Origin of the sequence: Agrobacterium radiobacter (genome assembly GCF_040801995.1) — a bacterium.
In the GTDB taxonomy this organism is placed as follows: Bacteria; Pseudomonadota; Alphaproteobacteria; order Rhizobiales; family Rhizobiaceae; genus Agrobacterium; species Agrobacterium radiobacter.
Window position 1 is genome coordinate 369,170 of sequence record NZ_JBEGHX010000003.1, and the last position, 26,112, is coordinate 395,281.

Genomic DNA, 26,112 nt, shown 5'->3' on the forward strand with positions numbered 1-26,112 from the left:
CGGGGGAGCTTCCTTTTGGAAGAATCAAGACCGTAACCAAGGCGCCATGCCAGGCGCAATTCCTGGGTGTCAGCCCACACGCAACTTGGTTCGAAAATAGAGAGCGGCCAATTGCTGAAGTTTTGACGGATTGACAACACCGCGATCGTACATTTTCAGGACATAGCGAGCGACGTCTGCCCGGCTTAACGCAGGGTCGCGTTCCCCAGACACTACAGCCTCGTAGGCTGTCTTAACGATATCGATGTCTTTATCCAGAAAAATCCCGGAACTTTTGTACTCGTGATTGGCGTACATTTCACCTCCTTGAAACGCGATCCGCATTTCACAGTGTGAGGGATGATGCATCCATTCTACAGGGAAACCACCAAAGATAAATGTCGAAAGCGTACAAACGACTGCGGTGTTTGTGCGGCCTACCGAATCCCGTCTCTCCCAACAGCCGTCAGCTCGTCAAGCGGGGATCGGAGCGGTAAAAAGCGGGCGAGCACGCGATTGTTTTCCTCCTCAGGCATGCCATAGAGGTCACCGGCATAATTTTCCAGCGTTTCGCGGTTCCTGATCGTAATTTTTCCCCTTTCGGAGCGAATGAACCCATGGCTTTCGAGAACGTGAAGGGCGTCTGTCACGCTCGCTCGTCTAACTGCCAGCATAGTCGACAAAAAATCGTGTGTTAGTCGCAGCTGGTTGCCCTCCAACCTGTCGTGGCACATCAGTAGCCAGCGGGCGAGGCGCTCCGTTACGGACTGGGTGGCATTGGAAGAGGCCGTGCATTCGACCTGTGTTCTCGAAATGTGCAGGGCGCGGACCAGAATGTCGGAGAATATCCGATGTTTTGCAAGAAGCGCGTCAAACGAGCCGATGTCCATGAAAAGTGCTTCGCCCGGGGCCTGCACCACGATCTCGGTCAGGTTTGTTTCCGCACCCGCCGCAGCTCCTGTCGGCACAAAACCTTCTCTCCCGACGATCCCTGCTTCGATTTTACGCCCCGATTTTGTCACCACCACGATGGAGGCGATGCCGGATGACAGGAAGAAGATACGCTCGATCGGCGCGCCAGCGGATATCAGCACATCGCCCAAGACAAGCTTTATCGGGTTACAGGTCCCCATGACCTCGCGCCTGATGTCATCGGGTAAAAGAGAAAGCAGAATATTTTCATCATTATGGCTCTGCAGTCGCTCCAGCATGAGATGCGCCTCGCTCTAATGTCTGATGCCCCCTCCTTGCGCTATCAAAGCGGAGACAATGTTCTCGATGTCCTCCGAACGTCCGGAGAGGACAAAAGGTCCCGGCTCCCTGTCGATAAGCGTCTCCGGCACGAAAAAAAGATAAGGAATGGCTTCGCCATCCAGTTGTTCTGTGAGACGCAGCAAAACGTCTGCCTCGTACCGGACGTCGATAATCGCAGCGACAAATTTCAGAGCCGTTTCCCCCTCTATAAAGCTGGCCGAGTACGGCCCTTCCAAGCCGATCTGGGCGTGAAACCAGGCCATCCTGATTTCCGACGTAACAGTGTCTGTCATGCCGATGATTGCGATGGTGAGGCGTTTAACAGTCCGCATGCTTTACTCCTCGCATACTGTCCGCATGCGTGCGCCGTTCTACGTACCATAACGCGTGAACAAGCTGATTTCAGCCCGGTAACCGAATTTATCAAATATGCGCAAGAGGGAATGCCTCGGCATCAGGAATCGATTCCTGAAGATAAAACGTCTTGGCCTCATCCCTTAGCCATTGCCGTTTCCGTTGCGGAACAATTGCGGATGGATGGGGTTAGGGCGCGGTGCCCATGAGGAGGTATCCGATGCAGGCCAAAAATGACGACCTGGCTAACGCGCCGAAGGAAGGCATCAGACCCAAGCAGGACCTGAACCGACCGATGAGCGAAAAGCTCGATTCAAAATTCTCACCCATCGGCATAGATGACGGCGATTTTCGCTGGTGAAAGCGCACATGGCAGACCATGATGATCTATGGACTTGTGATATTTGCACTGGCTGCCGCGCTTGCGCTTTATTTCCTGATTGGAATGCATCCTGGCCGCGCCGCGCGAAGCGGCACGGGGCGCTGCCTTTCAGTCTAGGCCTTACCCTTTGCCGGGTTGAGTCCGCCAATTGATGATGGAAAGGTGATTTCTCCTCTTCTGCGCCGCAAGGGAACATCCACCTGATAAGGCACAGCTACCACCGGTTGCGGCGAGGAGCGGAACCGGCTGGGTGCCACAGCATCGGTCACAGCCAGATAGTTGGCTGTAGCAAAACGTTGCGTCTCCTCGGCCGGGAGCATATCGCTATCCAGCAACTTTGCCGCGGCCAAGGCCAGGTGACGGCTGGGGTAAACGCCCCTTATCGCCTCTGAGATGACAACCGCCCAACCGTTTTCATGCGCCGTGATCTGGTATTCGAGTTTCTTGTCCATGTGTTCAAACCTCCCTGTTTGGGAGCACCTAACCAAGATGGGAAAAGCTTGTTCCTGATTGCCAAGGCGAATGCCGCAGACCGGCTGCGCCCGGTGGTCTCAGCAAGCATTTCCTCAATTCTGCGCAGGTCGGCTATGAAGGCGCGCTGCTGTGATGCCCTTGCTTATGGTCACGAAGGCGCAGCAGAAAGGAAGGATGTGTCGTGACGAAAAGACGTATGCCGCCTGGCGTCAAACGGACATGTCTGCGGTCCTTCGTCACGCCGCTTGTGCGTCCGGTGAGTGCATAGAGAGCGTTCGCACCCATTGCCACGATAAGGTCCAGATCGAGAAGGGACAGCTCCCGCTCTCAACCACCAGACGCAGCTTAGCACTTCGCCGCCGTTTGGATGGTCATGCGACCGCCGCTTGCCACGCTGTTCGAATCTGAAGTGTTTTACGGCGTTGATGACATAACATTGCGAACGATCGACAACCAGACATTCCTCAGGCAGACGGCCTGCTGGACCGACGAACGGCCTGCCTTTCAGATTTTCTTCATTGCCGGGCTGTTCTCCCACCAGAACCACGCGCTCCCTTGTGTCGGCCTCGCCAAAAACCAATTGGGTGGCGTGGCGATAAAGGTTACTTCTTTGACAGCTTTCCGCTTCGCCGCGCAAGGCACGGAGTGAGGACGCATCCGCGCGCTCGGGCTGAAAGGCAGGTGGGACGGCTTCTTCCCGTGGTTCTGGCCAAGGTGTTTTCTTCCGTCGGTGTGCCCATTGGCTCCGATTTCCGCGACGGTGCCGAGAGACATACCGAATGACCGGGTTTCGGTTTATGGCGCTGTCTCGAACATGGGCCGAAATTGCGAATACTGGCCATTTCATGATGCAGGGTCGTCCCCTTCTCCAAATTTGTACGGTAACGTACTCACTGTTTTCATTCGATTTTCCGCTGCTAATATGACGGCTGCAGGTTGATGTTTCGAGCAAAGGGGCGAACCGGGCGAACCGCTATGCTTGGATCAAATTTTGTTGTTTATAACCGATTGTTGAAAACACTCGGCACAGAACGGCTGTTGCAGCTTGTCTCCCGGATGGAGCCGGTGAATCTGCAGGCCGGATATCAGCTGGTTGCGACTGGCATGCCCATTTCCCATTTCTGTTTTATCGAAACCGGTCTTGCATCGACAATTGTTCACGATGAGGGCGGCAAAAGAATTGAAACCGTGCTTGTCGGGCGCGAGGGTGTCACCGGCTGGCCCGCTCTTCTGGGTGCGGAAACCACACCAGATGAAACTGTGATGAGGATGGGTGGTCGGGGCCTCCTGATCCCGGTTATCGAACTAATGCGTCAGATGGAAGGGGACACGCACCTGCGTGAGCTGTTGCTGGGCTACGTTAATATCTGCATGCTACAGGTAGGCCAGCTTGTCCTGGCAAATGGACAATATAGTTTACGGGAAAGGCTCGCGCGCTGGTTGCTGATGTGCCGTGACCGACTCGATACCGATGATCTGCCGATTACCCATGAATTCCTCTCCACGGTTCTTGGAGTACGCCGACCGGGCGTTACCAACGAATTGCACGTTCTCGAAGGCATTCATGCGATTCGTGCCAGCCGCGGGAACGTCCGGATCATCAATCGCAGCATATTGGAAGACGTCGCCGACACAACCTACGGCGTACCCGAGAAAGAATATGAAAAACTAATGGCTCGTATACGGACGGATGTTGTGGCCCCGTCAGTGATTTCTGTCTAGGGCGTCGACGAAGCGGACTACTTTCAGCACCTCCTGCTCTATATTCCGTATGATGATGCATCCCTCGGAGATGTCACGCCCTTGCAGGATTGCCTCGCTCATCAGGGCGCGGGCATCTTTAAGCGCCTCTTCAATTGCCCGGTCGAGCGAAGACAGATCGCTCCCCTCCAGATCATCAAGGACGCTTTTGCCGCTGATCACGGTGAAGAAAAATCTTGGCATGGCGGTCTTCCCAAGAAAAGACATGCTCGCCGCTGGCGCTCGGCGCGGCTTGTCCTCATCCAAACTGTCGCAAATACTGGGCCTGTTTCTCAAGCCGGGTAGCAAGTTCGGAAATGCTCATATTCGTCGCGCATAAATGAATCGCACATTCCAGGAATTGCAGGGACGAACGCCTGAGAAAGTCCTGCTGCTGCTCATAGGCTATTCTGGCGATGCGATCGGATTTGCTGGATTTGTCCGTCATCTTCTGTTCCTCGGATTGAATTTTCTCACGCGCCTAACCCGGGGAGCGCGCAATTGTTTCGAAAAAAGTTCCCCTGCTGTCGTTGTCTCGCGGAACATCGTCGCCTCAGATTGGTTGGGTAGGTCGAAACTCAATCGGAGGCAGTGATGACCAGTAATTCTCCACGAGATGGCACTCCCGGCACCACCGACCAGTCGCCCCGCTGGGAGGGGCCAAAGGAAAACCGGCCAAGAGGCTACATGAAACCCACCGACGACCCCGAGCACGATCGGGATGCTGTTGGGGAGAACCTCAAAGACCCCCGCAAAAAACGTATTTCTGACGCGATGAAGACGCGCGACGACCAGTAATCCGGCAGGTTATCGACGCCACCCGGTAACAAGAGAAAACAGGCCACGTCCACAAAAACGTCGGCCAGCACCCGTCAGGGAGGGCCGACGCATCACATGAAAACGCGAAGGCGCCTTTGGAAACCAAAAACCCCGCTGGGGACATGACGAGCGTTCGAAGAGCAGGGTTTCCGGGGGAGGTGGTGAGCGTGAGAGTCACCACACCCATGACCCCGACCGAAATTAATGATCCGCCAGCAAGAACGATGAAAAAGGCGAAAAAGGAAAAGATCGTCGCAAAAGGTGACCAGGGAAAGCGATGCGCTTGATCTCGAGAAAGAGGTGTTCACGAAAAGTGAGCCCTCGCAGATCGCACGGCCTCTAAAAGACTCCGCAGACCAATCTGACAGCCGCAAGGCCAATCCGTTCCGATCTGCAATGTCAATGCGGTGTCAACCGGGCTGGCCGGGTGCTGCCAGAAAGACCCAACGTTGTGCTGAAAGACGCGAAGGGGAAGCTTCGCAAGGAGTTAGGCAAACAACGGCAGCGCGCACTTGATTTGTCTTCGTTGCGAGGCCTGCGAACCTGCCTTTTGAACTATTCATCGTTCCTCACGAAATATTAAATCTCGGAACTCCTCTCGTGCCGATTGGTTGGGTTAGCGCATGCCACAGGGCACGCAAGTGACAAATCACCAATATGAGGAGTACATATCATGGCAAATCAAGGTGGTACGCACGAACAGCACGTGAAGGCCGGTCAGCAGAGCCACAAGAACAGCGACAATCGTTCGAAGTCGGCGTCGGCCTCCAACAATAGCGATAATGGTAAAACCCGAGGCGGCACACACGAGCAGCATGTAAAGGCGGGTCAGCAGAGTCACAAAAATTCCTGATGCCAGAAAAATGAGAAATCCCCGCGCGTATCGCGGGGATTTCTTTGTTTTGTTCCCCAATGAAACAGGAAAGTTACATGGCCGCTTGCCCGCAGCTCTCTTCGGCATTGACGTAGCGACTTCGCAAGGCCGCAAAGCGCTTCTCCCGCTCCTCGCAGAATTCGGAGATTTTCGCTTAAAGTGACGTGATGCATGATCGCGTCTGGCCATGCTCCATTGGGTCTGGGGCCTTTTTGGGCGCCGTTCAGTGATAAAATGATTTGCTATAACAATATTTCAAGTGATGGTGAGTTATAGAAAAGGTGGCTATACCTCATGCAATGGAACTGGCAGTTGACAATTGGCTCAAACCTCACACGCCGGACGCGCGTCGATCTCGTTAGTAAATGACGGCACCTTTGTCTTGATCATGCCATCTGTGCGGAATAACCATCTCATTGCGGAGATTGGGGACGCGCCCCCGGCTGTTATGATCCCAACAGACCGGTCGCCAGTCTCCGCAGTCCAATTTTAAATGTTCGGTAGCTGGTCGCGCTTCAAGACTCCTTTTGGCACAAGCGGTGGTCGTCGGGAGGATACTGACCTTTGCTAAATTCGCCTTCATTGACACCAAACATCCCCAGCATCCACCCCACGCCATTCAAGAGTTTTTCAGCTTGATCACTGGTAAGAATGCAGATGACGAGCCAACATAAAACCAGCCTTCGCCAGAACCTCCTTGAGCGACTGTTACCTCTGGAGCGTGGGCAACGCTCGCACCAGAGTATCGGGTCCAGCTGTTTCGCATGATGGGAGAGTGTTACGATCCTGACGTCGGCGCTGCTATGCCGATTTCCTCACTATCAGCGTGCCCGGCAGCGTCACCGTTTCGAGTTCGATCGTTCCCTTGATCATCTTGAGGATCACATCAACCATTTCGTTGCGCGGCTGTTCATAGGTCGTGAGACCATAGGCAAACGATCCGCTCAATTCGTAATTGTCAAAGCCGACGACGGCGATCTCTTCCGGTACTCTAAGGCCGAATTTTCCGCGGATTTCGTCCAAGGCTCCGATTGCCAGAATATCGTTCTCACACATCAGCACATCGACGCGATCTTGCGCTGCGGTCTCGGACAGATAGCGCCTGACAGATACGGCCCCGGCTTCGGCGCTGTATTTCTCGGCGGACAGAAGGGCGATTTCCGTTATTCCCTTCTGCGCCCAGAACTCGGTGAAGTGGTGGCGACGCCGCAATGCCGTTGACAGCGCCGCAGCTCCGCTCATGAAGCCGGGCCGTTTGTAGCCCTTCGCATGGAGATGATCGACGATCTCCCTCAACGCAAGTTCCGCGTCGCAGACGACGGCGGGAACGCCCTCGATCTGGCTGTCGCGCGCAAGTACGAACATCGGGGGTATTCCGTTGCCGTGCTGCAGATCGATTAGGGTCTCATCGCGAAACGCCGTACCGAAGAGCACGATTGCGTCTACCTGCCGCTGGTCGGCATGGAGCAGCGCGTTCACATGGTCGAAATGGTTGTTGATGTTAATGAGCATCACCACCAGTCCCGCAGCCTGAAGTTTCTCCGTCAGTGCTTCCAGGAACGGCAGTTTCTGCGGATTCGAGAAGTCGTCAACGAAGACGGCAACCTGTCCAGTGGTGTTGGTGGCGAGACTGCGGGCCAGCAGGTTAGGGGTGTAATTCAGTGCCGCCGCAATCTCCAGCACCTTGCGTTTGCTCTCTTCGGTGATCGAGGCGCCCGGCGTAAATGCGCGGATCACGGTCCATTTCGATACCCCGGCGGCTTCCGCTACCTGTTTTGCCGTTGCTCTCTTGCGCATAACCTCTCCCGAAATGGAACGTACATTCCATTTCTTGATATCAATGAAATTAATTCTTGCTTTTAACGTATTCTGACATAGGATGCACCTGCTTGCACCCGGTAGCAAGCAACTTTGCACCCGGTAGCATTCGAATTTCCGTCCAGAGGAGTGGATGGTATTGAGGAGGAAAAAATGAAATCGATTTTGAAGTATCTGGCTTCCGCAGCTCTTGCCGTTTCGCTTGCAGGTTCATGGTCGGTTGGTGTGAAGGCTGACGAACAGCCCAGCATCATTGCCGTAACTCACGGTCAGGCGTCGGACCCATTCTGGTCCATCGTCAAGAACGGGATGATGCAGGCCGGTAAGGACATCAATGTTAAGGTTGACTATCGCGCGCCTGAGACCTTCGATATGGTTGCCATGGCGCAACTTATCGAAGCTGCGGTCAATCAGAGCCCGGCGGGCATTGTGATTTCCAATCCCGATCCGGACGCGCTTGGCCCGGCCATCGAGAAGGCCGTTACCGCCGGCATTCCGGTCATTTCCATGAATTCGGGCATTGCCGCCGCTGAAAAGCTCGGCATCAAGCTCCACGTCGGTCAGGACGAACTTCCGGCGGGCGTGAAAGTTGGTGCAAAGCTCAAGTCGCTCGGCCTGAAACATGTTCTCTGCGTCAATCAGGAAGTCGGTAACGCCGCTCTCGACCAGCGCTGCGCCGGCACTGAGAAGGGCTTCGAAGGTGGAAAGGTCACCATTCTGCCGGCGACTGCGGATCCTGCCGAAATCGAGTCCAAGATTCAGGCTGCTCTGACCTCCGATCCGTCCATCGACGTTGTTCTCGGCCTGTCCGCTCCACTCGTGGGTGAGCGCGCGGTGGCTGTCGTTGAGAAGATGGGCAATGGCGACAAGGTCAAGGTTGCTTCCTATGACCTTTCGGCCAATTTTCTGAAGTCTGTATCCGAGGGCAAGGCGCTCTTTGCCGTCGACCAGCAGCCCTATCTTCAGGGCTATCTCCCGGTCACGCTCCTCGCGCTCAATGCCCGCTACGGGACGATCCCGGCCGGCAATGTCGCTTCGGGTCCGAGCTTCGTCGAGAAGGACGCGGCGGCTTCGGTTATCGAGAAATCCTCCCAGGGGGTCCGCTGAGCGGGACCTGCGGCAGCTCCCGCTCTTCCGGCGGGAGCTGCATTCATCGCCCGACATCCGATCCGCGTGACGCGTGAGTGGAAACCGATGGCGCACGGAAAACAACTTAACTCTGAGGTACGACCATGACGCTGGCCAACGAACAGAACGGGTCTTCGGCTCGATCTGACGAACGCCTGAAAAAGGTATCGACCATGACCGCACTCGCCCGGCGTCCGGAACTCGGCGCTGTCGCAGGACTGGTCGTCGTAACGATATTCTTCTTTTCCACTGCCAACCCCGCCATATTTACGCTTGCCGGCGTGGTCAATTTCATGGCGCCAGCCGCCCAGCTTGGAATTCTGGCGATTGGCGCGGCGCTTCTTATGATCGGCGGCGAGTTCGATCTGTCTATCGGCTCCATGGTTGCCTTTGCGGGCCTCGTCTTCGGCACGGCGCTCGTTGTCCTTGATCTGCCGCTCAGTGTCGCAATCCTGATCGCGCTGGGTTTCGCCGTGGTCATTGGCATTACCAATGCCCAGCTTACAATGCGCACCGGACTGCCGTCATTCATTGTCACACTCGCATTCCTCTTCATTCTCCGCGGCCTCACGCTCGTCGGACTGAAATGGGCAAGCGGCGGCGCAACCCAGCTTCGCGGAATGAAGGAAGCGGTTGTCGACAGCCCGCTCGCTCCGCTGTTCTCCGGTGATGCCTTTCCCGGATTGTTTAAATGGCTTGCCAATGCCGGGATCATCGACACTTTTCCGAACGGCGCGCCCAGGGTTCCGGGTATCCCTGTCGAAATACTCTGGTTCGTCCTTATTGCGCTCGTCGCCACATGGGTCTTGCTTCGGACGCGCTTTGGTAACTGGATCTTCGCATCCGGCGGCGATCCGAAGGCCGCCCGCAAATCCGGCGTGCCTGTCGCCCGTGTGAAAACAACCCTGTTCATCGTCACCGCCATGTGCGCCACACTTGTTGCAATACTAACGGTTCTCGATGCCGGTTCCACCGACGCCCGGCGCGGCTTCCAGAAGGAATTCGAAGCCATCATCGCGGCCGTTATCGGCGGATGTCTTCTGACGGGCGGGTACGGTTCGGCAATCGGCGCCTTCTTCGGCTCCATCATCTTCGGCATGGTGCTGATCGGCTTGACCTACACCTCCATCGATCAGGATTGGTACCTCGTCTTCCTCGGCGGCATGCTTCTAACGGCGGTCATATTCAACAACCTCATTCGCAAGCGCGTGACGGGAGAACGCTGATGAGCAACACTCACACGCCACTCGTCGAGGTCAAGAACCTCGTGAAGCACTTCGGGTCCATCATCGCACTCAACGGCGTTTCCCTGAGCGTCCATGCCGGCGAAGTTCTCTGCCTTCTCGGAGACAATGGAGCAGGCAAGTCCACCCTCATCAACACGCTTTCTGGCGTACACAAGCCGACATCGGGCGACTTTCTGGTCGAAGGAAAACCGCACGCCTTCAACGGTCCGCGCGGTGCGCTCGATGCGGGCATCGCTACCGTCTACCAGGATCTGGCGATGATCCCGCTGATGTCAGTGACCCGCAACTTCTTCATGGGTCGCGAACCGCTCAAGGGTTTCGGTCCGTTCAAATACATGGACATGGAATTTGCGGATCGTGTCACAAGCGAGGAGATGAGAAGGATCGGCATCGATGTCCGCGAGCCCGGGCAGGCCGTCGGCACCCTTTCCGGTGGCGAACGGCAATGTGTGGCGATTGCCCGTGCTGTCTATTTCGGAGCGAAGGTGCTCATTCTCGATGAGCCGACCTCCGCCCTTGGTGTGGCGCAGACCTCGATGGTTCTAAAATATATCGATCAGGTGCGCAGCAAAGGGCTGGGGGTAATCTTCATTACCCATAACGTCCGTCACGCCTATGCGGTGGGAAACCGTTTCACGGCGTTGAACCGGGGCAAAACGCTCGGGACATTCGCTAAGGACGAAATCAATCTCGATGGCCTCCAGAACCTGATGGCTGGCGGCAAGGAACTTCAGTCGATCTCTGCGGAACTCGGCGGAACGATCTGACGCAGCGCGCAAAAACGAAACGCGGCTCGGCGCTCGCGCCGCGCTTCGGACAACCATGTTCCAAAAACCAGGAAACACCCCGATGAGCAATGCCAATAACAACGCGTTTCCACTGGCCGCCTGCGCCGAGATGCTGTGGCGGGACAAGCCGATCGAATGGCGCGCCTCCCGCCTGAAGGAGTTGGGATTCGGCGTTGGCCTCTGGAACTGGCCGGAGCACGATATCGGCAAGCTGGAGGCGACAGGCGCAACCTTCACAATCATGAACGGCTATCTCACGGGCCGTCTCACCGATGACGAGGGTACGGCCGAACTCCTCAGGACAGCCCGCGAAACTGCTCAGATCGGCAAGCGTCTCGGCGTCCAGCGGCTCAATCTTCACGGAACCGGCCTCGGCGACCGTGGGCTTCCCGTTCAGCCGATCGAGGTCGTCACGGGAGCCATGTGGTTGAAGGCGCAGGACGCGCTACGCCGCATCGTTGATCTGGCGGAAGAGGAAAACGTCGTCTTCACGCTCGAAAACCTGAACCTCCCGGTCGACCATCCCGGAGTGCCCTTTGGCCGCGCTGAAGACACGTTGGCTCTGGTATCGAGCATCGACCATCCCCGTCTCCGTCTCAATCTCGACCTCTACCATGCGCAGATCGGCGAGGGGAACCTGATCGAGCTGTGCGGTAAGTGCCTGCCATGGATCGGCGAGATCCAGGTCGCCGACGTTCCCGGTCGCTGCGAGCCGGGCACGGGCGAAGTTAACTGGAACGGCGTCGCCAAGGCATTGAACGCCATGGGCTATTCCGGCCCGATCGGGATGGAAGCCTGGGCGGCCGGAGATTCGGACGCTGCGCTCTCGTCCTTCCGCGAAGTATTCACTCTCTAATTTCATAACAGGACAAAACTTATGGCCAAGGTCAAAACTGTCAATGTCGGTCTCATCGGTGCCGGACGCATCGGCTCCTTCCACGGTGAAAGCGTTGCCAGGAGGATCGTGGACGCCGAACTCGTAGCCATCGCAGATCCTGCGCCCGGTGCGGCTGCGAAGCTTGCTGAAATTCTGGACGTCGATGCTTCCTACACCGATGTCGCTGAGATGCTGGCGCATCCGAGTCTGGATGCCGTCATCATCGCAACCCCCGCGCGCTTCCATACCAACGTTCTGGTACAGGCTGCCGAGGCGGGCAAAGCAGTCTTCTGCGAAAAGCCGATGGCGCTCACCCTTGAAGACGCCGACCGTGGTATCGCTGCGGCCAAAGCTGCGGGCGTTCCGCTTCAGGTCGGTTTCAACCGCCGCTGGGACCAGGCCTTCGCTGAAGGCCGCGCGGCCATCGACGCAGGGAAAGTGGGCGCACCGCAACTCATCCGCTCGCTGACCCGCGACCCGGGTCCATTCGGGGCCGATCCAGACAGGATTCCCCTATGGACGGTCTTTTACGAAACGTTGATCCATGACTTCGACACGCTGCTGTGGCTGAACCCCGGCGCGAAACCCGTCGAAGTCTTCGCGATGGCGGATGCGCTTGTCCGTCCGGACGCCCGCGATAAGGGATTTCTCGATACGGCAGTTGTCAACATCCGCTTTGACAATGGTTCCATCGCCGTCGCCGAGGCAAATTTCTGCGCGATGTACGGCTACGATATCCGTGGCGAAGTCTTCGGTTCGGGCGGCATGATCACCATGGGCGACGTTCGCCGCTCCAGCATGACGCTCTTCGACAAGGACGGTGTCTCCAACGACACCTGGCGTCGTGACACGGACCATTTCGTTCAGGGCTATACGGCCCAGCTCGCGTCATTCGTCGAGGCTGTCCGCGACGGTGAGATCAAGGATGCACCGACAGGCGCCGACGCCCGCAACGCTCTGGCGATCGCACTTGCTGCGATCGAGTCCGTGTCGAAGAAACAGCCGTTCCGCATGGGTTGATATGGCTTGTGGCGGGGACGGCGCGCGAATATCCCTCCCGCCGGCAAACCGATATTCCGAAAAGGAGGTGCGGTTGCACAGTATCGAAGCCGACGTGACGTCACGGAGACAGGCTCAAAAACAGGAGAGAATTTTCCATGGGCCATAACACGACATTGCCCCTGTCAAAAGCCCGCCTTGCGGTAAGCCCTCTTTCGTGGGCGAACGATGTCCTGGAGGATCTGGGGGCCGAGATCTCGCTGCAGACCTGTCTGTCCGAGGCCGCATCGAACGGTTATGCGGGCATCGAACTCGGCCGGAAATTTCCGCGCGATGCATCGGTGTTACGGCCATTGCTTGAAAATCAAGGTCTTGCCCTGGCATCAGGATGGCATTCGGGACAGCTTGCGGAAAGGTCGGTCGAGGACGAGATCGCCTCTGTCGGGGATCACGCCGCGCTGCTGAAAGCGATGGGATGCAGCGTTCTCGTCTATGGCGAAGTTGCGATGATGACGCCGGGGGCGCCGTTCGATGCCCCGATGTCCCGCCGTCTTGTCATGCCGACTGCGGACAGGGCCGCCTATTCCGCACGCCTGACCGACTTTGGCAAGCGTCTCTTCGACGCTTACGGCCTGAAGCTTGCTTATCATCATCACCTGATGATGGTCGCAGAAACCTTCGAGGAGGTTTCCGCCGTCATAGGTAAAGCCGGGCCGGAGGCCGGTCTTCTTCTCGATACCGGACACGCCGCCGCAGCGGGCTTTGACTATGCAAAGCTGATTAAGCGCTTCGGGGACCGTATCGTCCACATCCACCTGAAGGACATCCGCATGGCAGTCCACGATGATGTGCGTTCGAAGGATCTCAGCTTCAACGATGGTGTGCGGAATGGTCTGTTCACCGTCCCCGGCGATGGCGTCGTTGATTTCGATCCGGTCGTCCGTTTCGTCAAGGACAGCGCTTACACCGGATGGCTGGTTATCGAGGCGGAACAGGACCCGGCGAACGCACCGCCTAAGGAATATACTGCGAAAGCATTCGAATTCATTCAAATGAAGTTCAGGGGCTCGCCTGTGGAAGCGGGCTAACCTTCGAGACTGCGCACCGTCTTGGGATAACCATCATGAGAAACGATATCGTTATCGCAAAACCGACGACTTTTGCCGAACTCAAGGGCATGATTGCAGAGGCCCATGTCAGGCTTTCCAGGGACCAGGAACGGGTGGCGCGGACGGCTGCCGCACATCCCGAAATGGTGGCGTTCGGAACAACTCATTCGCTTGCCGATTATTGTCGCGTTTCGCAATCAACAGTCATGAGGCTGGCAATCTCGCTGGGATTTGGAAGCTTCAGGGAGTTCAGACAAATTTTCCGTCATCACGTTCGAGCGAACGGAGTTAGAGGCTTATGATGGATGCGATCTAGCGCGAACGCCTCAAAAATAAAGCGTTCGCAAGTTTTTCAGTTCCATAATCTATCTTATGCGATTACTGTGTGTAGCCGCAAAGTTAGAATGTCCTGTTTCTGCAAAGTTGGAATGTCACACTCCCCGGATCTGATTGACGTCTGGGAGATGCAGATGGGATTGATCACCATGAGCGAGCGCGATTTGCAGCGGATCGAGGTTTTGTCGAAAGTCGTTGAAGGCCGCATGACCATTGTCGCAGCGGCGCATGTACTGGCAATCAGCGTCCGGCATATTCAGAGATTGATTGGTCGTATTGAGGCTGCCGGCGCTGCCTCGATAAGGCATAAAGCGATCGGTCGGCCGTCAAACAATAAAATAGCCACCGGCGTCCGTGATTATGTTTTGATGCTGGTGCGAGAACGCTACCTTGATTTCGGGCCAACGCTGGCGGCCGAGAAGCTCCAGGAAGAGCACGGCGTGACGGTTTCACGCGAGACCTTGCGCAAGTGGATGCAGGATGCCGGTCTATGGCTTTCGAGGAAGCAGCGGCGGACGTTTCATCAGCCGCGGTTGCGACGAGAGGCCTATGGTGAACTGGTCCAGATAGACGGCTCCGAGCATCGTTGGTTTGAGGATCGTGGGCCCGCCTGCTCGCTATTGGTCTTCGTCGACGATGCGACCGGAAAGCTGATGCAGCTGCGGTTTGTTCGGTCGGAGAGCGCTTTCACCTATTTCGAGGCGCTTTCGCTTTACCTTGAAGAGCATGGCGCACCTATCGCCTTTTACTCCGACAAACATTCCGTTTTTCGTGTCGCCCGGAAAGACGCCAAGGGCGGGCAAGGCATGACGCAGTTTGGTCGCGCGCTATCGGAACTGCACATCGAGATCCTTTGCGCCAATTCCAGCCAGGCCAAGGGACGCGTCGAGCGTATGAACAGGACATTGCAGGATCGGCTGGTCAAGGAATTGAGGCTTGCCAATATCAGTGACATGGAGACCGGCAATGCGTTTCTGCCAGCCTTCATCGAGCGATACAATGACCGCTTTGCGGTGACCCCTACCCGCCCCGACGACCTCCATCGGCCTGTCAATCTGGCGCCAAGCAGGCTGAATGACATGCTTTGCAAACGCGAGCAAAGACACGTCGGCGCACAGCTTTCATTCTCCTATGAGCGCAAACGCATCATGCTTGAAGAGAACAACGTCACGCGCGGCCTAGTTGGAAAGTATGTCGAGACATACGCATACGCTGATGGACGACTGGATATTCGATGGAAAGGTCACTCGTTGCCTTACAAGATTTTCGACAAGGACCAGCGCGTGACCCATGCGGCTGTGGTCGAGAACAAGCGTCTCGGAGAAGTGCTGGCCTACATAAAGGAGCAGCAAGATCGAGACCACGCACCTGCGCCAAAGACCAACAGTGAGAAGATCGGCTACAAGCCGAGAGGCCGCAAACCCGGTCCGCGCACGGATTTCATGAATGATCCGGACGTCATTGCGAGACGGCAAAAGGCTCTTGCTCAAATAGATGAGGCTGAATGATCCACTTCCGGCCAAAAGCGGACGACTGCAGCTGGCCCATTGCTGTCATAAGACGTCGTAATCAAGGTTGTTAGAGAGACCGTCATATCTGGCCGGACGAGCAATCCGCAGGAATAGCGCATCGCCCACCATGTCGCGTGGTCAACAAAGAAGGCTCCATTCATTGCGTCAAACGCAATACACTCGTCAGATTTATTGCAATTTACGAGACAGTCAAACTCGTTCAGTTTCGGGTTCTAAACATTTCTCTAAGGAGCCAACGATGACGAACAAAGCAAACACACCACGCGTTGAATCTGCAAACCACGGCGTTGCCTGGGAAAAAGCATTTGGCTACGCACAAGCGGTCAAGGTTAAGGATACGATCTATGTTTCCGGTCAGCTGAGCCACGATAGCCAAGGGAATTTGGTCGCACCTGCCGAAATCGATGCCACTGGAAAGCCAGTTTCGTTCGACACCATGGAAGCTCAGATTCGCCAAACTTATGAGAACGCCCGCGTCCTCCTTCAACAATTCGGCGCAACTTTCGACGACGTGGTTGAAGAGACACTTTACGTACTGGACGTCGATGCAGCCTTCGGCCCCGCCTCTGAAATCCGGAAAAAAGTCTACGGTTCCGAACTCCCTCAGCTGGCTAGCAACATCATTGGTGTGACGCGCCTCGCCTTTCCCCAACAGCTCGTTGAGATCACGTTCAGAGCGGTCGTGGACCGTTAAATGGCGGTGCGAGTTCTCAGATAGAAAAGCACGGTTTGTCAAAAAGATCGCGCAAGTCTATGCCTTATACGGCAGCGTGGTTACTTCCTCGATTGTCTCCCTCTGGGGTGACAATCGAAGGAAGCTAAAGCCAAAAGGGAGCGTTATCACCCGCCCCCTCCCTACCCTTGCAACCCGGCCCAGCCGGTCCGGTCGGGGGCTGATTGTTTGAGCCAGTGTCGCATTTCTAACCGGCCGGTAGAGCGACAGATGACATTTTAACTTTGCGAAATCCGCGACAATTCAACTCTGCTGCCACACTGTGTGTAGCCGGGTACATTCTATTTCCAAGTGCGACATGCCAGTGATTTCAATGGCTTCACTTTGGAGATTTTCGCATGTCCGGATGTTATTCGCAATTGACCCTCGCCGATCGTCGTCATCTTCACCGTCTCGAAAGTCGCGATCAACGAGATGGCCCGCCGGCTCGGACGCCATAGGTCAACCATCTATCGCGAAATCCGTCGCAACACCTTCCATGACCGTGAGCTTCCCCAGTACACCGGTTACTTCGGGACGATCGCTGATCAACTGACCCGCGAGCGACGAAGACGCTTGCGCAAGCTGCGACGCCATCCGGATCTGCGAGCCGACGTCATCCGTCAACTCAAGGCTCGATGGTCTCCCGAGCAGATCGCCGGGCGTCTGCTGTCGGAGGAAATAAGCCCTGTTCGCGTGTCCGCCGAAACGATCTACCGGTTCATTTACAGCAAGGAAGATTATGCGCTCGGCCTCTATCAATACCTGCCGGAAGCGCGCCGCAAGCGTCGTCCTCTCCGCTCCAGAAAACCGCGCGATGGTGCTTTTCCAGCAAGCCATCGCATATCGCAAAGGCCTGATTTTATTGGAGACAGATCGCGGTTCGGGCACTGGGAGGGTGACCTCATCATATTCGAGCGTCCGTTTGGCCATGCCAATGTCACATCACTCGTTGAGCGCAAAAGCCGCTATACCGTTCTGATCAAGAACCCGAGCCGGCACTCGCGTCCGATCATGGACAAAATCATTCGTGCATTCTCTTCCCTGCCCGCCTTCGCGCGTCAGAGCTTCACCTTTGATCGCGGTACGGAGTTTGCCGCATTCCGGGCTTTCGTTTCCAGCCGCCGGATACAGACCTCAGTCAAATGTCGCAGGCGACGCTTAACGAGTTCACACACATTCTCAACGACCAGCCGAGAAAGTGCCTGAACTAGAAAAATTGGCAGCGCGCGGAGCCGCGGGTCTCCGAGTGCGTCGCGAGCCCACGCAAAAAAGGTCGGCATTCGGCCCAGCAATCTTTAGTGGTCAGCTTCGTCATTCCTATGCGGACATCTCTTCAAAAGTTTTTCAATTATTGCCCTGTCACCACCGTACCGATCCAGCACTTCGACTGCCTTGGCCAAGCTGACAGCGTACTCCTGCTGCAGTTGCTCGACGGTATATTGCCCGGTCTTGTCCTCTCGCATCGTGAGCCTCCTTACGACCCGAAAATGCGATTGCCCTGACATCGGTTCCATCAAAGCTTTCGTCCGAGGGACATACGTCGGTCCGATGGCTTGCTGTTCGAAACCGCCATGCGAACCGGGAAAAATGCACATTAGAGACATCCCGGGAACGGAGTGGGCGGCGGATGTGACCGTCCGTGCCGTCTCCCATTACAGGAGCTGCGGGGAACCAAGGCGGCAATTGCGCATTTGTCCCCTAGAGTAGTCAACAATCGGAAATCGGAGGAACCCCATGAAAACGCTTGCGGACATTTTTGAACACACATTGCAGGACGTCTATTATGCCGAGAACGCGATAACCAAAGCGTTGCCCAAAGTCGCGAAGGCCGCCAAGAACGCCGAGTTGAAGAGAGCGGCCGAAGATCACCTTGCGGAAACAAAGGAGCAGATCAAGAAACTCGATCAGGTTTTCAAATCCATTGGCAAAAAGGCCTCCGGTGAAAAATGCGACGCTATTGAAGGCTTGATCAAGGAAGCAGAAGGTCTCATGGAAGAGGCAGAAGGAACTGCACTGGACGCTGGCCTTCTTGCCGCGTGCCAGGCTGTTGAGCATTACGAAATCGCCCGCTACGGTTCGTTGCGCGAATGGGCCAAGGACCTCGGTCACGATGAAGCACACAAACTTCTGAGCGAAATCCTCGATCAGGAGAAAGCGACGAACAACAAGCTGACCAACCTTGCAGTGACAGCCATCAATAAAACCCCGGCCGCCAGGAAGGCTGCCTGAATCGTGGAAGTACTTGCGACGGTCTCCCCGCTTTTGGGGAGACTTTGTGTGTTCCAGCATCTAGGCGTTATGGTGCAAGCCTTGAGGCTGTCCTTGCTCGCGTGCCTCCTGACTTCTCGAGCCGACGTCTGCCCGATCTTCCGGCGTCCTACCTTCGGGTTGGTCGGCCTTGCGTCATAGTCCGGCAATGCCCGCGCTGCCGCTTCTATTGGTGGGCAACAATCTTTTTTCCAAACCGAAAAAACGTAACGGGCTCGCCAGAGGCACCAGATGGAGCGCAGCAAGGACGGGGGCGATTGGGAACATCTCGGAAAAAAGGCAAGGGGCTCCGCGCCCGCGATCCCCGCGCCTTCCAGTCAGGACATACATAGCCTGCCTTCGATTGCCGGGACTGATGTGACCGATATGCGCTGCAGTGACGGAAATACCGCCCGCCATCAGGCCAAACAGCATGCGGCATGAATGCGGGCGATCTGGCGCCACGGCACCATAAACTTAATGTGCCAAGGGCAAGGTAGTGCGATTTTCCGGGATCAGGCAGTTTGAAGGCGAGCGACGTCACGCCAAGTATCCAAGGCTGCTGTTCGCAGTTCGCGATGGTGAGCGGATGGAATATCGTGGCGGGGAATGTGAAAGAGGTTTGCGATCGGGTCGTGGATGGACACGAAACACTAAAGCTGTCGCGCTGACTTGAAGCGCTTCATGATCCTTTCCCTTCGTCGTACGGGCTGACGGGAGTTCTCCGCCCGATTGTTCAGTCCCTTGTGTGGACGATGCTCGACGCCGGGCATGATCTCGCGCTTCGCCGCGCCGTAGGAGCGCAGCTTGTCGGTGATCATCACACGCGGCGAACCGCTTTGCCCTTTCAGGATCTTGCGCATCAAACGTTTCGCAGCCTTGGCATTGCGGCGACTTTGCACCAGCGCGTCGAGAACAAAGCCATCCTGTTCAACGGCCCGCCAAAGCCAGTGTTTCTTTCCACCCATGGTGGTGACAACCTCATCAAGATCCATTTGTCGCCGAGCCTTCCGGCAGATCGCCTCCGGATATCATTGGCAAAGTGTCTACCGAATTTCTCAGCCCAGAGGCGCACGGTTTGATGAGAGACGATGACGCCCCGCGCTGCCAGCAGATCCTCGACCATCCGCAGGCTGAGCGGAAACCTGAAGTACAGCCAAACTGCATGGGCAATCACCTCCGCTGTAAATCGGTGGCGACGATAAAGAGGATCACGGTTAAATCTGGTCATGCAGCCAGATCCCACAATTTGATCCATGTCCGGTTAACGTTACGATGCCCTTGAAAGGATCCGAACCGGCGGCCTTGCCTTTGTCATCAAGCTAGCTCGCGAGTTACATCCAATATCAAGGCCTTAGACGACTCGCGGATGCCAAGTCTCCGGTTACATCATTGGAAATATCCTGAGGAACCAGTGGCTAGCTCTCAGACACGTGCAATCCAAAATTATAGAAGCCGAAACGCTTGCCCCAGAGCCGTCTAAAAAGGGTGAGATTTTCGGGATAACGACGGGCCATTGCCCCTTGATTCCTTCCCATTTGATAATTTATGTTGGCCTTGTTCTCAGGGCGGGGTGCAATTCCCCACCGGCGGTATCGGGATTTTTCCCGGAGCCCGCGAGCGCTTCCGGTCTCCAAAGCCGGAAGGTCAGCAGATCCGGTGAGAGGCCGGAGCCGACGGTATAGTCCGGATGGAAGAGGACAAGGCATAGGACGCTGGCGCGTGAGCTGGCTTCGCATTGCATTGTTCGCCCAAGGGATATTTGGCGCTTCTCGAAGCGCGAAAATGCCGCAAAACGGCATAACCCTTGAAAGGCTTGAAAGAAAATGACCATTGCTAGAATTGAAGACGCCATCGAAGCCATTTCCCGTGGCCAGATGGTGATTGTCGTTGACGACGAAGACCGCGAAAACGAAGGCGATGTCATCGCCGCCTCCGACAGCATTACCCCGCAGCAGATCGCCTTCATGATGAACCATGCGCGCGGGCTGATTTGCGTCGCCATGCCGGGCGAGCGACTGGATGCCCTCGACATTCCCTTGATGGTGTCGCGCAATACCGAATCCCTCAAGACAGCGTTCACCGTCTCGGTGGACTATATTCCGGGCACCACGACAGGCATTTCCGCCGCCGACCGGGCAAAGACCGTACGCGCGCTGGTATCGGAGGATTCACGCCCCGAAGACTTCGCCCGCCCCGGCCATATCTTCCCGCTGCGCGCCAACCCGCAAGGCGTTCTCGGCCGCACCGGTCATACCGAAGCGGCCGTCGATCTTTGCCGTCTTGCGGGCAAATTCCCCTGCGGCACCATCTGCGAAGTCGCCAATGACGACGGCACCATGGCCCGCCTGCCCCAGCTCGAAGTCTTTGCCGAACGCCACGGCCTGCTCGTCGTGACGATCAAGGATCTCGTTTCTTACCTCAAGGGCGAGGTTGTCGAGGACGTGGTGCAGAAGCAGGTCGCCTGATCTGCGCTTCCTTGTTGTGAATACGAAAACGCCCGGTGCAAACCGGGCGTTTTTCATTCCGTGAGAGAACTCCAGCGCCGAGACCAAAACCTACCAGCAGCAGAAACCGCCATCCACCAGCAGGTCCACGCCCGTCACGAAGCTCGCCGCATCTGACAGCAAGAAGATCGCCGGGCCGACCATTTCATCCACGCCCGCCATGCGCTGCATCGGCGTCTGCTCTTCAAAGAGCTTGGTCTGGTGCACCATCTCCGGCCGCGTGTTCATCGGCGTCGCCGTGTAACCCGGCGAGATGGTATTGACGCGAATGCCGCGCCCCACCCACTCCATCGCCATGGATTTCGACATATGGATGACGCCCGCCTTCGAGGCGTTGTAATGGCACTGCATCAGCCCGCGATTGACAATGACGCCGGACATGGAAGCGATATTGACGATCGCGCCGCGGCCGTTCTTCAGCATGGCATTGGCTTCGGCCTGGCAGGACAGGAAAACGCCCTTCAGGTTGATATCCATCATCGTCTGGAACTGGCTTTCCTCCATCTCCTCGGCCGGATTGGCATTGGCGATACCGGCCGCATTGACGGCGAGCGAGAGCGCACCAAGCTCGGCTTCAGTGCGCGCAACCGCATCGGTCAGCGCCTGCTTGCTGGTGACGTCGGCAGCAATCTGGATCGACTTGCGTCCAGCCTTGGCGATGAAATCCGCCGTCTGCGCCAGACCATCATCGGTGCGGCGGTCGAGCAGCGCTACATTGGCGCCGGACTGGGCAAGGCCCATGGCGATCCGCTGGCCGATGCCGGAACCGGCACCGGTGACGAGCGCCACCTGCCCAGAAAGATCAAACAGTTTCGGCGCGTTGAGGGTGATGGTGGACATCTCTGTTTCCTTCTTCAGATGGTTGCCAGTTCCATGACCGAGACGTCGTTTGCTTCGTCGCGGCTGAGGATGCCGGCCTGTTTTCCCTGCGCCAGAACGAGAATGCGGTTCGAAACGCCCAGCACCTCTTCCAGATCGGAGCTGACGACGATGACGGCCACGCCGCTCTTCGCCAGACCCACAATGATATCGTAAATACCTGCCCGCGCACCGACATCGATGCCGCGGGTCGGCTCATCAAGCACCACCACGCGCGGATTGCGGGCAAGCCATTTGGCAATGACCACCTTCTGCTGGTTGCCGCCGGAAAGATCCGAGGCCGGCTGTTCACTACGGCCCTTCACTCCGAATTTGGCGATGGCCTCTTTTGTGAAGGCGCGCTTGATACGCGGTGTGATCCAGCCGGTGCCGACGCGATCGAGATTGGCATAGATCAGATTTTCACCGATCTCGTGCTCCACCACCAGCCCCTGCAATTTGCGGTCTTCCGGCACCATGACGATGCCCTTGGCGATGGCATCAGCCGGGCTTTTCAGCGTCAGCACCTTGCCATCCAGCAGAACCTCACCAGCACTTGTCGGATCGGCACCGGAAATCGCACGCACCAACTCGGTGCGTCCCGCGCCGATCAGACCGGCAATGCCAAGGATTTCGCCGGCGCGAACGCCGAAGCTGATGTCGCGGAAGGCATTGGTCGCACTGGTCAGCCCCTTGACCTCCAGCACCACCTTGTCCTGCGGTTCAGGCAGCGCTGGGAACAAGCGCTCCAGCGAGCGGCCGACCATGCTTTCGACGATGGCGCGCACCGGCGTCGCGCTATCGGCAAATTCATGCACCCGCTCGCCGTCGCGCAATACGACGATGCGGTCGGTGATCTGTTTGATCTCTTCCATGCGGTGGGAAATATAGATGATGCCCACGCCCTCGGCGCGCAGCTTGCGCACCTGCTCGAACAGAGCCTGCGTCTCCGCGCCGCCAAGCGCCGCCGTCGGTTCGTCGAGGATCAGAAGCTTCGCGTCCAGCGCCAGAGCCTTGGCGATTTCGATCAGTTGCTGGTTGGCGGTCGAGAGACCGACCACCTTGCGGGTTGCGGGAATGTGCAGGTTGAGGCGCGCCAATTGCTGTTGGGCCCGCCGCACCATTTGGGCACGGTCGACAACGCCGTTCTTCATCGGCCAGCGGCCAATGAAGACGTTTTCGGCAATGGAAAGCTCCGGCAGAAGCTTCAGCTCCTGGTGGATGAGAACGATGCCCTTGTCGATCGCCTCACGCGGCGACGACGGCGCATAGGGCTGGCCGCGCCATGCCATCGTACCCTCGGACGGCTCACGCGAACCGGCGATGACGCCTGATAGCGTGGACTTGCCCGCGCCGTTTTCACCCAGCAACGCCACCACTTCGCCGGCATGGACGTCGAGATCGACGTTTTTCAGAACCTCGAGCGGACCGTAACGTTTGCTGATGCCACGGAGCGAAAGAACCGGCTCGCGCATGACAGGACCTCCCAGGACACAATCGTGGCGAAGACGCACCACGGCTTTGCATCCGAAATTGCATAAAGACAAACTAATGAACGCCCCGCGCATCCGACCGGACGCGCGGGACAGCCGGATCAGGGATGGTTGGCGATGAAGCCTGCGACGTTTTCCTTGGTGGTCAGCGTCGCATCGGAGAGCTGCACGGCCGGAACCTTCTCGCCGCCGACGATCTTGACGGCCATCTCGACAGCCATGCGGCCCATCTTCTGGGTCTGCTGCGTCGCGGTCACGTCGAAGACGCCGTTCTTCAGCGCCTCAAGCGCTGCAGTATCGCCATCGAAGCCGCCGACAACGATCTTCTGCGAGGGGTTGGCAACCTTGATCGCCTGCGCCGCACCAAGCGCCAGACCGTCAGCCTGCGCAAAGACGATAGAGACATCAGGGTTAGCCTGCAGCAGGTTCTGCATGATCTGGAAGCCTTCGTCCTGGCTCCACATGTTGGACCACTGTTCGGCAACGACCTTCACGCCGGAATTGGCCTTGACCGATTCCATGCAGCCCTTGGTACGGTCGACTTCAGGCGTGGTGCCCTTCTGCCCGTGGATGATGACCATCTTGCCCGAGCCACCGGCCTGCTTGATGATGTAATCGCACACCGACTTAGCGGAAGCGACGGAATCGGTGGCGAGGAAGGTATCGCCTGGGGCGCCATCAGCATTACGGTCGATGTTGATGACGGGAACACCGGCGGCTTTCGCAAGCTTTACCGGAACGGTCGCGGCAGCGGCACCGGCCGGAATATAGATCAGCGCGTCGATGTTCTGGGTCAGCAGATCCTGGATCTGGTTGACCTGCGTCGGGCCATCGCCCTTGGCATCCACTGTGACGACGCTGATACCGCGCGTCTTGGCTTCGGCTTCGACGGCCTGCTTGATCTGGTTGAAGAAGTTCGCCTGCAGATTGGCGACGGCAAGGCCGATCTTCTTGACTTCAGCGGCGTTGGCGGAACCGAGCGACAGGGCGAGAAGGGCGGCGGATGTCAGCAGAATGCGTGAAAATTTCATGATTATTCCTCCATTTGTTGATTGTTGACCTTCGGGCAGATTAAACCTCCTCCCCTCCGGCCGTTTTTCACGCCTCCCATGCCGGGAGGGTCGTTTATTGCGCGGACGGCTCAACACCATCCGCAGGCAAATTCAGCTTCTGCGGCGACGCAAAGTTTCAGCGCCCACGGCCAGCACGATGACCACACCGATGATGACCTGCTGCAAAAAGGGAGAAACGTTGAGCAGATTGAGGCCATTGCGCAGCACGCCGATGATCAGCACGCCGATAAGGGTTCCGCCGATGCCGCCCGCACCACCTGAAAGCGAGGTTCCGCCGATGACGACCGCCGCAATCGTATCCAGCTCGTAACCGAAGCCGCTGGAGGGCTGCACCGAGTCGAGACGTGCCGCAAGAACGATGCCCGCGAGACCGGCCAGAACCGCGCAGGCGACATAAACGCAGATGGTGACCAGCGGCACGTTGATGCCGGCAAGACGCGCCACTTCCGGGTTGCCGCCAACAGCATAGACGGTGCGGCCCTCCGCGCGGAAGCGCAGGAAAGCCCAGGAAATCAGCACCACGACCAGCATCAAAAGCACGGTTGCGGTCAGCACGCCGAAATGGCGGTCGATCGCGAGCATCATGAACCAGTCAGGGAAACCGACGATCTGCTGGCCGTCCGTGATCATATTGGCAAGGCCGCGCGCCACAGACATCATGGCAAGCGTGGCGATAAAGGCCGGCACCCGGAAGGCGGTGACCAGAATGCCGACGACGAGACCGCAGGCGGCCGATGCAATCAGCGCCAGCACGATGGCCATGCCCATCGGCATGCCCGCGACATTGGCCGTCCAGCCCATGATCATCATCGAAAGCGCCAGAACTGAACCGACAGACAGATCGATACCGCCGAGCAGGATCACGAAGGTCATGCCAACGGCCATGATGCCGAGAACGGTGATCTGGTCGAGAATGTTGAGCCCGTTTCGAAGCGACAGGAAATTCTCGTTGGCGAAGGTCAAAAACACGCAGAGCAGCAGCAGGCCCAAAAGAGGCCCGGTCGCACCGCTCAGCCAGGCAAGCGGGCTCCTAGTGTGCGTGACACCCTCATTGCGTTCAAGCGCGGACATGGCTCCTCCCGATGACTGTCTTGCATTTTTTAAACCGATTAGAATAATTATTCATCATCGGTGAAAGATGCATAAGCCAGTTCCGAGAAGCTTGTCAATAGGCTTGGATAGCGAGATGGGCCCTGCGGAAGCTGCGATAACTGAGGCCCTCCACCTCCCCACCTCATTCCTGTGCCCGCCACAGAAATCCAGCCGACGCGCGTCTGCGCCGCGATAATAGCCCTTTCAGACCAGGAGCTCGGGCTGACTGGATTCCTGTGACGAGCACAGGAATGAGGGTGGCAGGTGCTCTTCACCATGAATGCGAATGCAGCGGCAGAAATAACCAGCACGGAACGAAACAAGAGAATCCGTAATTCCGGCTTGACAGAAACGCCATCTTTGCAATTATATAAATAGCTGTATAAATATTCACACGCATGTTTTGAAGAGGATTTC

The 26,112-nt window shown here is 57.0% G+C and carries 29 protein-coding genes, 3 pseudogenes and 1 riboswitch; of the genes and pseudogenes, 18 read left to right on the plus strand and 14 right to left on the minus strand.

The features are described 5' to 3' along the window. Positions 1-69: 69 nt before the first annotated feature. From MRBLRC7O_RS25355 to MRBLRC7O_RS25365, 3 genes are all read right to left on the minus strand, one after another. On the minus strand, positions 70-297 hold the full coding sequence (locus MRBLRC7O_RS25355; RefSeq protein ID WP_031233228.1) for a hypothetical protein: 228 nt from the start codon (positions 295-297) through the stop codon (positions 70-72). Between the two features lie 119 nt (positions 298-416). Continuing rightward, positions 417-1,190, minus strand: coding sequence for a Crp/Fnr family transcriptional regulator (locus MRBLRC7O_RS25360; protein ID WP_020808128.1), 774 nt, complete (start codon positions 1,188-1,190; stop codon positions 417-419). Positions 1,191-1,205: 15 nt separating this feature from the next. Further along, complete coding sequence (locus tag MRBLRC7O_RS25365; RefSeq protein WP_020808127.1) at positions 1,206-1,565, minus strand: hypothetical protein; 360 nt, start codon at positions 1,563-1,565, stop codon at positions 1,206-1,208. 242 nt (positions 1,566-1,807) lie between these two features. On the opposite strand from MRBLRC7O_RS25365, the gene MRBLRC7O_RS25370 reads away from it, so the two are divergent. After that, positions 1,808-1,948: a hypothetical protein gene (locus MRBLRC7O_RS25370; protein ID WP_236731845.1), complete on the plus strand. Its 141-nt coding sequence runs from the start codon at positions 1,808-1,810 to the stop codon at positions 1,946-1,948. A gap of 134 nt (positions 1,949-2,082) precedes the next feature. Here the strand turns inward: MRBLRC7O_RS25370 and MRBLRC7O_RS25375 are convergent, their stop codons facing one another. Both MRBLRC7O_RS25375 and MRBLRC7O_RS25380 read right to left on the minus strand, forming a co-directional pair. Continuing rightward, positions 2,083-2,421 carry a hypothetical protein gene (locus MRBLRC7O_RS25375; RefSeq protein ID WP_020808126.1) on the minus strand — a complete coding sequence of 113 codons (339 nt, stop codon included), beginning with the start codon at positions 2,419-2,421 and terminating at the stop codon, positions 2,083-2,085. Positions 2,422-2,591: 170 nt separating this feature from the next. Continuing rightward, complete coding sequence (locus MRBLRC7O_RS25380; protein WP_306464969.1) at positions 2,592-3,290, minus strand: uracil-DNA glycosylase family protein; 699 nt, start codon at positions 3,288-3,290, stop codon at positions 2,592-2,594. A 128-nt stretch (positions 3,291-3,418) separates the two neighbouring features. On the opposite strand from MRBLRC7O_RS25380, the gene MRBLRC7O_RS25385 reads away from it, so the two are divergent. Beyond that, positions 3,419-4,165, plus strand: coding sequence for a Crp/Fnr family transcriptional regulator (locus MRBLRC7O_RS25385; protein ID WP_020808122.1), 747 nt, complete (start codon positions 3,419-3,421; stop codon positions 4,163-4,165). On the opposite strand, the gene MRBLRC7O_RS25390 is transcribed toward MRBLRC7O_RS25385, so the two are convergent. Then, a complete protein-coding gene (locus tag MRBLRC7O_RS25390; protein WP_031233226.1) occupies positions 4,148-4,387 on the minus strand; it encodes a DUF6894 family protein in 240 nt (79 codons plus the stop codon). The genes MRBLRC7O_RS25385 and MRBLRC7O_RS25390 overlap by 18 nt on opposite strands. Before the next feature lie 55 nt (positions 4,388-4,442). Continuing rightward, on the minus strand, positions 4,443-4,631 hold the full coding sequence (locus MRBLRC7O_RS25395) for a hypothetical protein (protein WP_020808120.1): 189 nt from the start codon (positions 4,629-4,631) through the stop codon (positions 4,443-4,445). A 146-nt stretch (positions 4,632-4,777) separates the two neighbouring features. On the opposite strand from MRBLRC7O_RS25395, the gene MRBLRC7O_RS25400 reads away from it, so the two are divergent. The 4 genes and pseudogenes from MRBLRC7O_RS25400 to MRBLRC7O_RS25415 all read left to right on the plus strand — a co-directional run bounded on the left by MRBLRC7O_RS25400 (position 4,778) and on the right by MRBLRC7O_RS25415 (position 5,855). Then, a complete protein-coding gene (locus tag MRBLRC7O_RS25400; protein ID WP_020808119.1) occupies positions 4,778-4,981 on the plus strand; it encodes a hypothetical protein in 204 nt (67 codons plus the stop codon). Positions 4,982-5,023: 42 nt separating this feature from the next. Continuing rightward, a pseudogene (locus MRBLRC7O_RS25405) lies at positions 5,024-5,207 on the plus strand (hypothetical protein); the annotation flags it as partial. A 95-nt stretch (positions 5,208-5,302) separates the two neighbouring features. Next, a complete protein-coding gene (locus tag MRBLRC7O_RS25410; RefSeq protein ID WP_323131601.1) occupies positions 5,303-5,518 on the plus strand; it encodes a DUF3175 domain-containing protein in 216 nt (71 codons plus the stop codon). Positions 5,519-5,675: 157 nt separating this feature from the next. Further along, positions 5,676-5,855 (plus strand): hypothetical protein, encoded by a 180-nt coding sequence (locus tag MRBLRC7O_RS25415; protein WP_077998741.1) that lies wholly within the window; start codon positions 5,676-5,678, stop codon positions 5,853-5,855. Positions 5,856-6,677: 822 nt separating this feature from the next. On the opposite strand, the gene MRBLRC7O_RS25420 is transcribed toward MRBLRC7O_RS25415, so the two are convergent. Next, positions 6,678-7,673, minus strand: a complete 996-nt coding sequence (locus MRBLRC7O_RS25420) for a LacI family DNA-binding transcriptional regulator (RefSeq protein WP_020808118.1) — start codon at positions 7,671-7,673, stop codon at positions 6,678-6,680. Between the two features lie 174 nt (positions 7,674-7,847). Here MRBLRC7O_RS25420 and MRBLRC7O_RS25425 point away from each other — a divergent pair, with 174 nt between their 5' ends. The 11 genes and pseudogenes from MRBLRC7O_RS25425 (at position 7,848) to MRBLRC7O_RS25475 (ending at position 18,654) form a co-directional block, all read left to right on the plus strand. After that, positions 7,848-8,801: a sugar ABC transporter substrate-binding protein gene (locus MRBLRC7O_RS25425; RefSeq protein WP_020808117.1), complete on the plus strand. Its 954-nt coding sequence runs from the start codon at positions 7,848-7,850 to the stop codon at positions 8,799-8,801. A 125-nt stretch (positions 8,802-8,926) separates the two neighbouring features. After that, entirely contained in the window at positions 8,927-10,048 is a 1,122-nt protein-coding gene (locus MRBLRC7O_RS25430; RefSeq protein ID WP_020808116.1) for an ABC transporter permease, read from the plus strand. Further along, positions 10,048-10,836, plus strand: a complete 789-nt coding sequence (locus MRBLRC7O_RS25435) for an ATP-binding cassette domain-containing protein (RefSeq protein WP_020808115.1) — start codon at positions 10,048-10,050, stop codon at positions 10,834-10,836. The genes MRBLRC7O_RS25430 and MRBLRC7O_RS25435 overlap by 1 nt, the downstream gene beginning before the upstream one ends. Before the next feature lie 82 nt (positions 10,837-10,918). Next, on the plus strand, positions 10,919-11,713 hold the full coding sequence (locus MRBLRC7O_RS25440) for a TIM barrel protein (RefSeq protein ID WP_020808114.1): 795 nt from the start codon (positions 10,919-10,921) through the stop codon (positions 11,711-11,713). Between the two features lie 21 nt (positions 11,714-11,734). After that, a complete protein-coding gene (locus tag MRBLRC7O_RS25445; protein WP_020808113.1) occupies positions 11,735-12,754 on the plus strand; it encodes a Gfo/Idh/MocA family oxidoreductase in 1,020 nt (339 codons plus the stop codon). 137 nt (positions 12,755-12,891) lie between these two features. Further along, a complete protein-coding gene (iolE, locus tag MRBLRC7O_RS25450; protein ID WP_020808112.1) occupies positions 12,892-13,821 on the plus strand; it encodes a myo-inosose-2 dehydratase in 930 nt (309 codons plus the stop codon). 35 nt (positions 13,822-13,856) lie between these two features. After that, entirely contained in the window at positions 13,857-14,144 is a 288-nt protein-coding gene (locus MRBLRC7O_RS25455; protein ID WP_077998740.1) for a MurR/RpiR family transcriptional regulator, read from the plus strand. 168 nt (positions 14,145-14,312) lie between these two features. Continuing rightward, the gene (locus tag MRBLRC7O_RS25460) at positions 14,313-15,686 is read left to right on the plus strand and encodes an ISNCY family transposase (RefSeq protein ID WP_112540359.1); all 1,374 of its coding nucleotides are present in this window, start codon (positions 14,313-14,315) and stop codon (positions 15,684-15,686) included. A 262-nt stretch (positions 15,687-15,948) separates the two neighbouring features. After that, positions 15,949-16,404, plus strand: a complete 456-nt coding sequence (locus MRBLRC7O_RS25465) for a Rid family hydrolase (protein ID WP_112540347.1) — start codon at positions 15,949-15,951, stop codon at positions 16,402-16,404. Positions 16,405-16,781: 377 nt separating this feature from the next. Next, positions 16,782-17,636, plus strand: a pseudogene (locus MRBLRC7O_RS25470) (IS30 family transposase). A gap of 523 nt (positions 17,637-18,159) precedes the next feature. Further along, positions 18,160-18,654: a ferritin-like domain-containing protein gene (locus MRBLRC7O_RS25475; RefSeq protein ID WP_020808108.1), complete on the plus strand. Its 495-nt coding sequence runs from the start codon at positions 18,160-18,162 to the stop codon at positions 18,652-18,654. 533 nt (positions 18,655-19,187) lie between these two features. Here the strand turns inward: MRBLRC7O_RS25475 and MRBLRC7O_RS25480 are convergent. Continuing rightward, positions 19,188-19,903: pseudogene (locus MRBLRC7O_RS25480) on the minus strand (IS6 family transposase). A gap of 324 nt (positions 19,904-20,227) precedes the next feature. Continuing rightward, positions 20,228-20,378: riboswitch (FMN riboswitch) on the plus strand. Positions 20,379-20,498: 120 nt separating this feature from the next. On the opposite strand from MRBLRC7O_RS25480, the gene ribB reads away from it, so the two are divergent. Then, complete coding sequence (gene ribB, locus MRBLRC7O_RS25485) at positions 20,499-21,140, plus strand: 3,4-dihydroxy-2-butanone-4-phosphate synthase (RefSeq protein ID WP_099085241.1); 642 nt, start codon at positions 20,499-20,501, stop codon at positions 21,138-21,140. Positions 21,141-21,230: 90 nt separating this feature from the next. Here ribB and MRBLRC7O_RS25490 read toward each other — a convergent pair whose 3' ends face one another. The 5 genes from MRBLRC7O_RS25490 to MRBLRC7O_RS25510 form a co-directional block, all read right to left on the minus strand. Further along, positions 21,231-22,019, minus strand: coding sequence for an SDR family oxidoreductase (locus tag MRBLRC7O_RS25490; protein ID WP_060726654.1), 789 nt, complete (start codon positions 22,017-22,019; stop codon positions 21,231-21,233). Positions 22,020-22,033: 14 nt separating this feature from the next. After that, a complete protein-coding gene (locus MRBLRC7O_RS25495) occupies positions 22,034-23,512 on the minus strand; it encodes a sugar ABC transporter ATP-binding protein (protein ID WP_060726653.1) in 1,479 nt (492 codons plus the stop codon). Positions 23,513-23,631: 119 nt separating this feature from the next. Next, the gene (locus tag MRBLRC7O_RS25500) at positions 23,632-24,561 is read right to left on the minus strand and encodes a sugar ABC transporter substrate-binding protein (RefSeq protein WP_060726652.1); all 930 of its coding nucleotides are present in this window, start codon (positions 24,559-24,561) and stop codon (positions 23,632-23,634) included. A 132-nt stretch (positions 24,562-24,693) separates the two neighbouring features. Next, positions 24,694-25,674, minus strand: a complete 981-nt coding sequence (locus MRBLRC7O_RS25505; protein WP_112540236.1) for an ABC transporter permease — start codon at positions 25,672-25,674, stop codon at positions 24,694-24,696. 47 nt (positions 25,675-25,721) lie between these two features. Continuing rightward, a partial coding sequence (locus MRBLRC7O_RS25510) for a hypothetical protein (protein WP_367727731.1) occupies positions 25,722-26,112 on the minus strand: 391 nt, incomplete at its 5' end.

Coding starts and splice junctions, on each gene's coding strand:
- MRBLRC7O_RS25360 (WP_020808128.1), bottom strand. CDS start 1,190: ATGCTGGAGCGACTGCAGAGCCATAATGATGAAAATATTCTGCTTTCT.
- MRBLRC7O_RS25415 (WP_077998741.1), top strand. CDS start 5,676: ATGGCAAATCAAGGTGGTACGCACGAACAGCACGTGAAGGCCGGTCAG.
- MRBLRC7O_RS25370 (WP_236731845.1), top strand. CDS start 1,808: ATGCAGGCCAAAAATGACGACCTGGCTAACGCGCCGAAGGAAGGCATC.
- MRBLRC7O_RS25475 (WP_020808108.1), top strand. CDS start 18,160: ATGAAAACGCTTGCGGACATTTTTGAACACACATTGCAGGACGTCTAT.
- MRBLRC7O_RS25375 (WP_020808126.1), bottom strand. CDS start 2,421: ATGGACAAGAAACTCGAATACCAGATCACGGCGCATGAAAACGGTTGG.
- MRBLRC7O_RS25455 (WP_077998740.1), top strand. CDS start 13,857: ATGAGAAACGATATCGTTATCGCAAAACCGACGACTTTTGCCGAACTC.
- MRBLRC7O_RS25500 (WP_060726652.1), bottom strand. CDS start 24,561: ATGAAATTTTCACGCATTCTGCTGACATCCGCCGCCCTTCTCGCCCTG.
- MRBLRC7O_RS25400 (WP_020808119.1), top strand. CDS start 4,778: ATGACCAGTAATTCTCCACGAGATGGCACTCCCGGCACCACCGACCAG.
- MRBLRC7O_RS25355 (WP_031233228.1), bottom strand. CDS start 297: ATGTACGCCAATCACGAGTACAAAAGTTCCGGGATTTTTCTGGATAAA.
- MRBLRC7O_RS25435 (WP_020808115.1), top strand. CDS start 10,048: ATGAGCAACACTCACACGCCACTCGTCGAGGTCAAGAACCTCGTGAAG.
- MRBLRC7O_RS25460 (WP_112540359.1), top strand. CDS start 14,313: ATGGGATTGATCACCATGAGCGAGCGCGATTTGCAGCGGATCGAGGTT.
- MRBLRC7O_RS25445 (WP_020808113.1), top strand. CDS start 11,735: ATGGCCAAGGTCAAAACTGTCAATGTCGGTCTCATCGGTGCCGGACGC.
- iolE (WP_020808112.1), top strand. CDS start 12,892: ATGGGCCATAACACGACATTGCCCCTGTCAAAAGCCCGCCTTGCGGTA.
- MRBLRC7O_RS25395 (WP_020808120.1), bottom strand. CDS start 4,631: ATGACGGACAAATCCAGCAAATCCGATCGCATCGCCAGAATAGCCTAT.
- MRBLRC7O_RS25505 (WP_112540236.1), bottom strand. CDS start 25,674: ATGTCCGCGCTTGAACGCAATGAGGGTGTCACGCACACTAGGAGCCCG.
- MRBLRC7O_RS25425 (WP_020808117.1), top strand. CDS start 7,848: ATGAAATCGATTTTGAAGTATCTGGCTTCCGCAGCTCTTGCCGTTTCG.
- MRBLRC7O_RS25385 (WP_020808122.1), top strand. CDS start 3,419: ATGCTTGGATCAAATTTTGTTGTTTATAACCGATTGTTGAAAACACTC.
- ribB (WP_099085241.1), top strand. CDS start 20,499: ATGACCATTGCTAGAATTGAAGACGCCATCGAAGCCATTTCCCGTGGC.
- MRBLRC7O_RS25430 (WP_020808116.1), top strand. CDS start 8,927: ATGACGCTGGCCAACGAACAGAACGGGTCTTCGGCTCGATCTGACGAA.
- MRBLRC7O_RS25495 (WP_060726653.1), bottom strand. CDS start 23,512: ATGCGCGAGCCGGTTCTTTCGCTCCGTGGCATCAGCAAACGTTACGGT.
- MRBLRC7O_RS25465 (WP_112540347.1), top strand. CDS start 15,949: ATGACGAACAAAGCAAACACACCACGCGTTGAATCTGCAAACCACGGC.
- MRBLRC7O_RS25365 (WP_020808127.1), bottom strand. CDS start 1,565: ATGCGGACTGTTAAACGCCTCACCATCGCAATCATCGGCATGACAGAC.
- MRBLRC7O_RS25490 (WP_060726654.1), bottom strand. CDS start 22,019: ATGTCCACCATCACCCTCAACGCGCCGAAACTGTTTGATCTTTCTGGG.
- MRBLRC7O_RS25440 (WP_020808114.1), top strand. CDS start 10,919: ATGAGCAATGCCAATAACAACGCGTTTCCACTGGCCGCCTGCGCCGAG.
- MRBLRC7O_RS25420 (WP_020808118.1), bottom strand. CDS start 7,673: ATGCGCAAGAGAGCAACGGCAAAACAGGTAGCGGAAGCCGCCGGGGTA.
- MRBLRC7O_RS25380 (WP_306464969.1), bottom strand. CDS start 3,290: ATGAAATGGCCAGTATTCGCAATTTCGGCCCATGTTCGAGACAGCGCC.
- MRBLRC7O_RS25390 (WP_031233226.1), bottom strand. CDS start 4,387: ATGCCAAGATTTTTCTTCACCGTGATCAGCGGCAAAAGCGTCCTTGAT.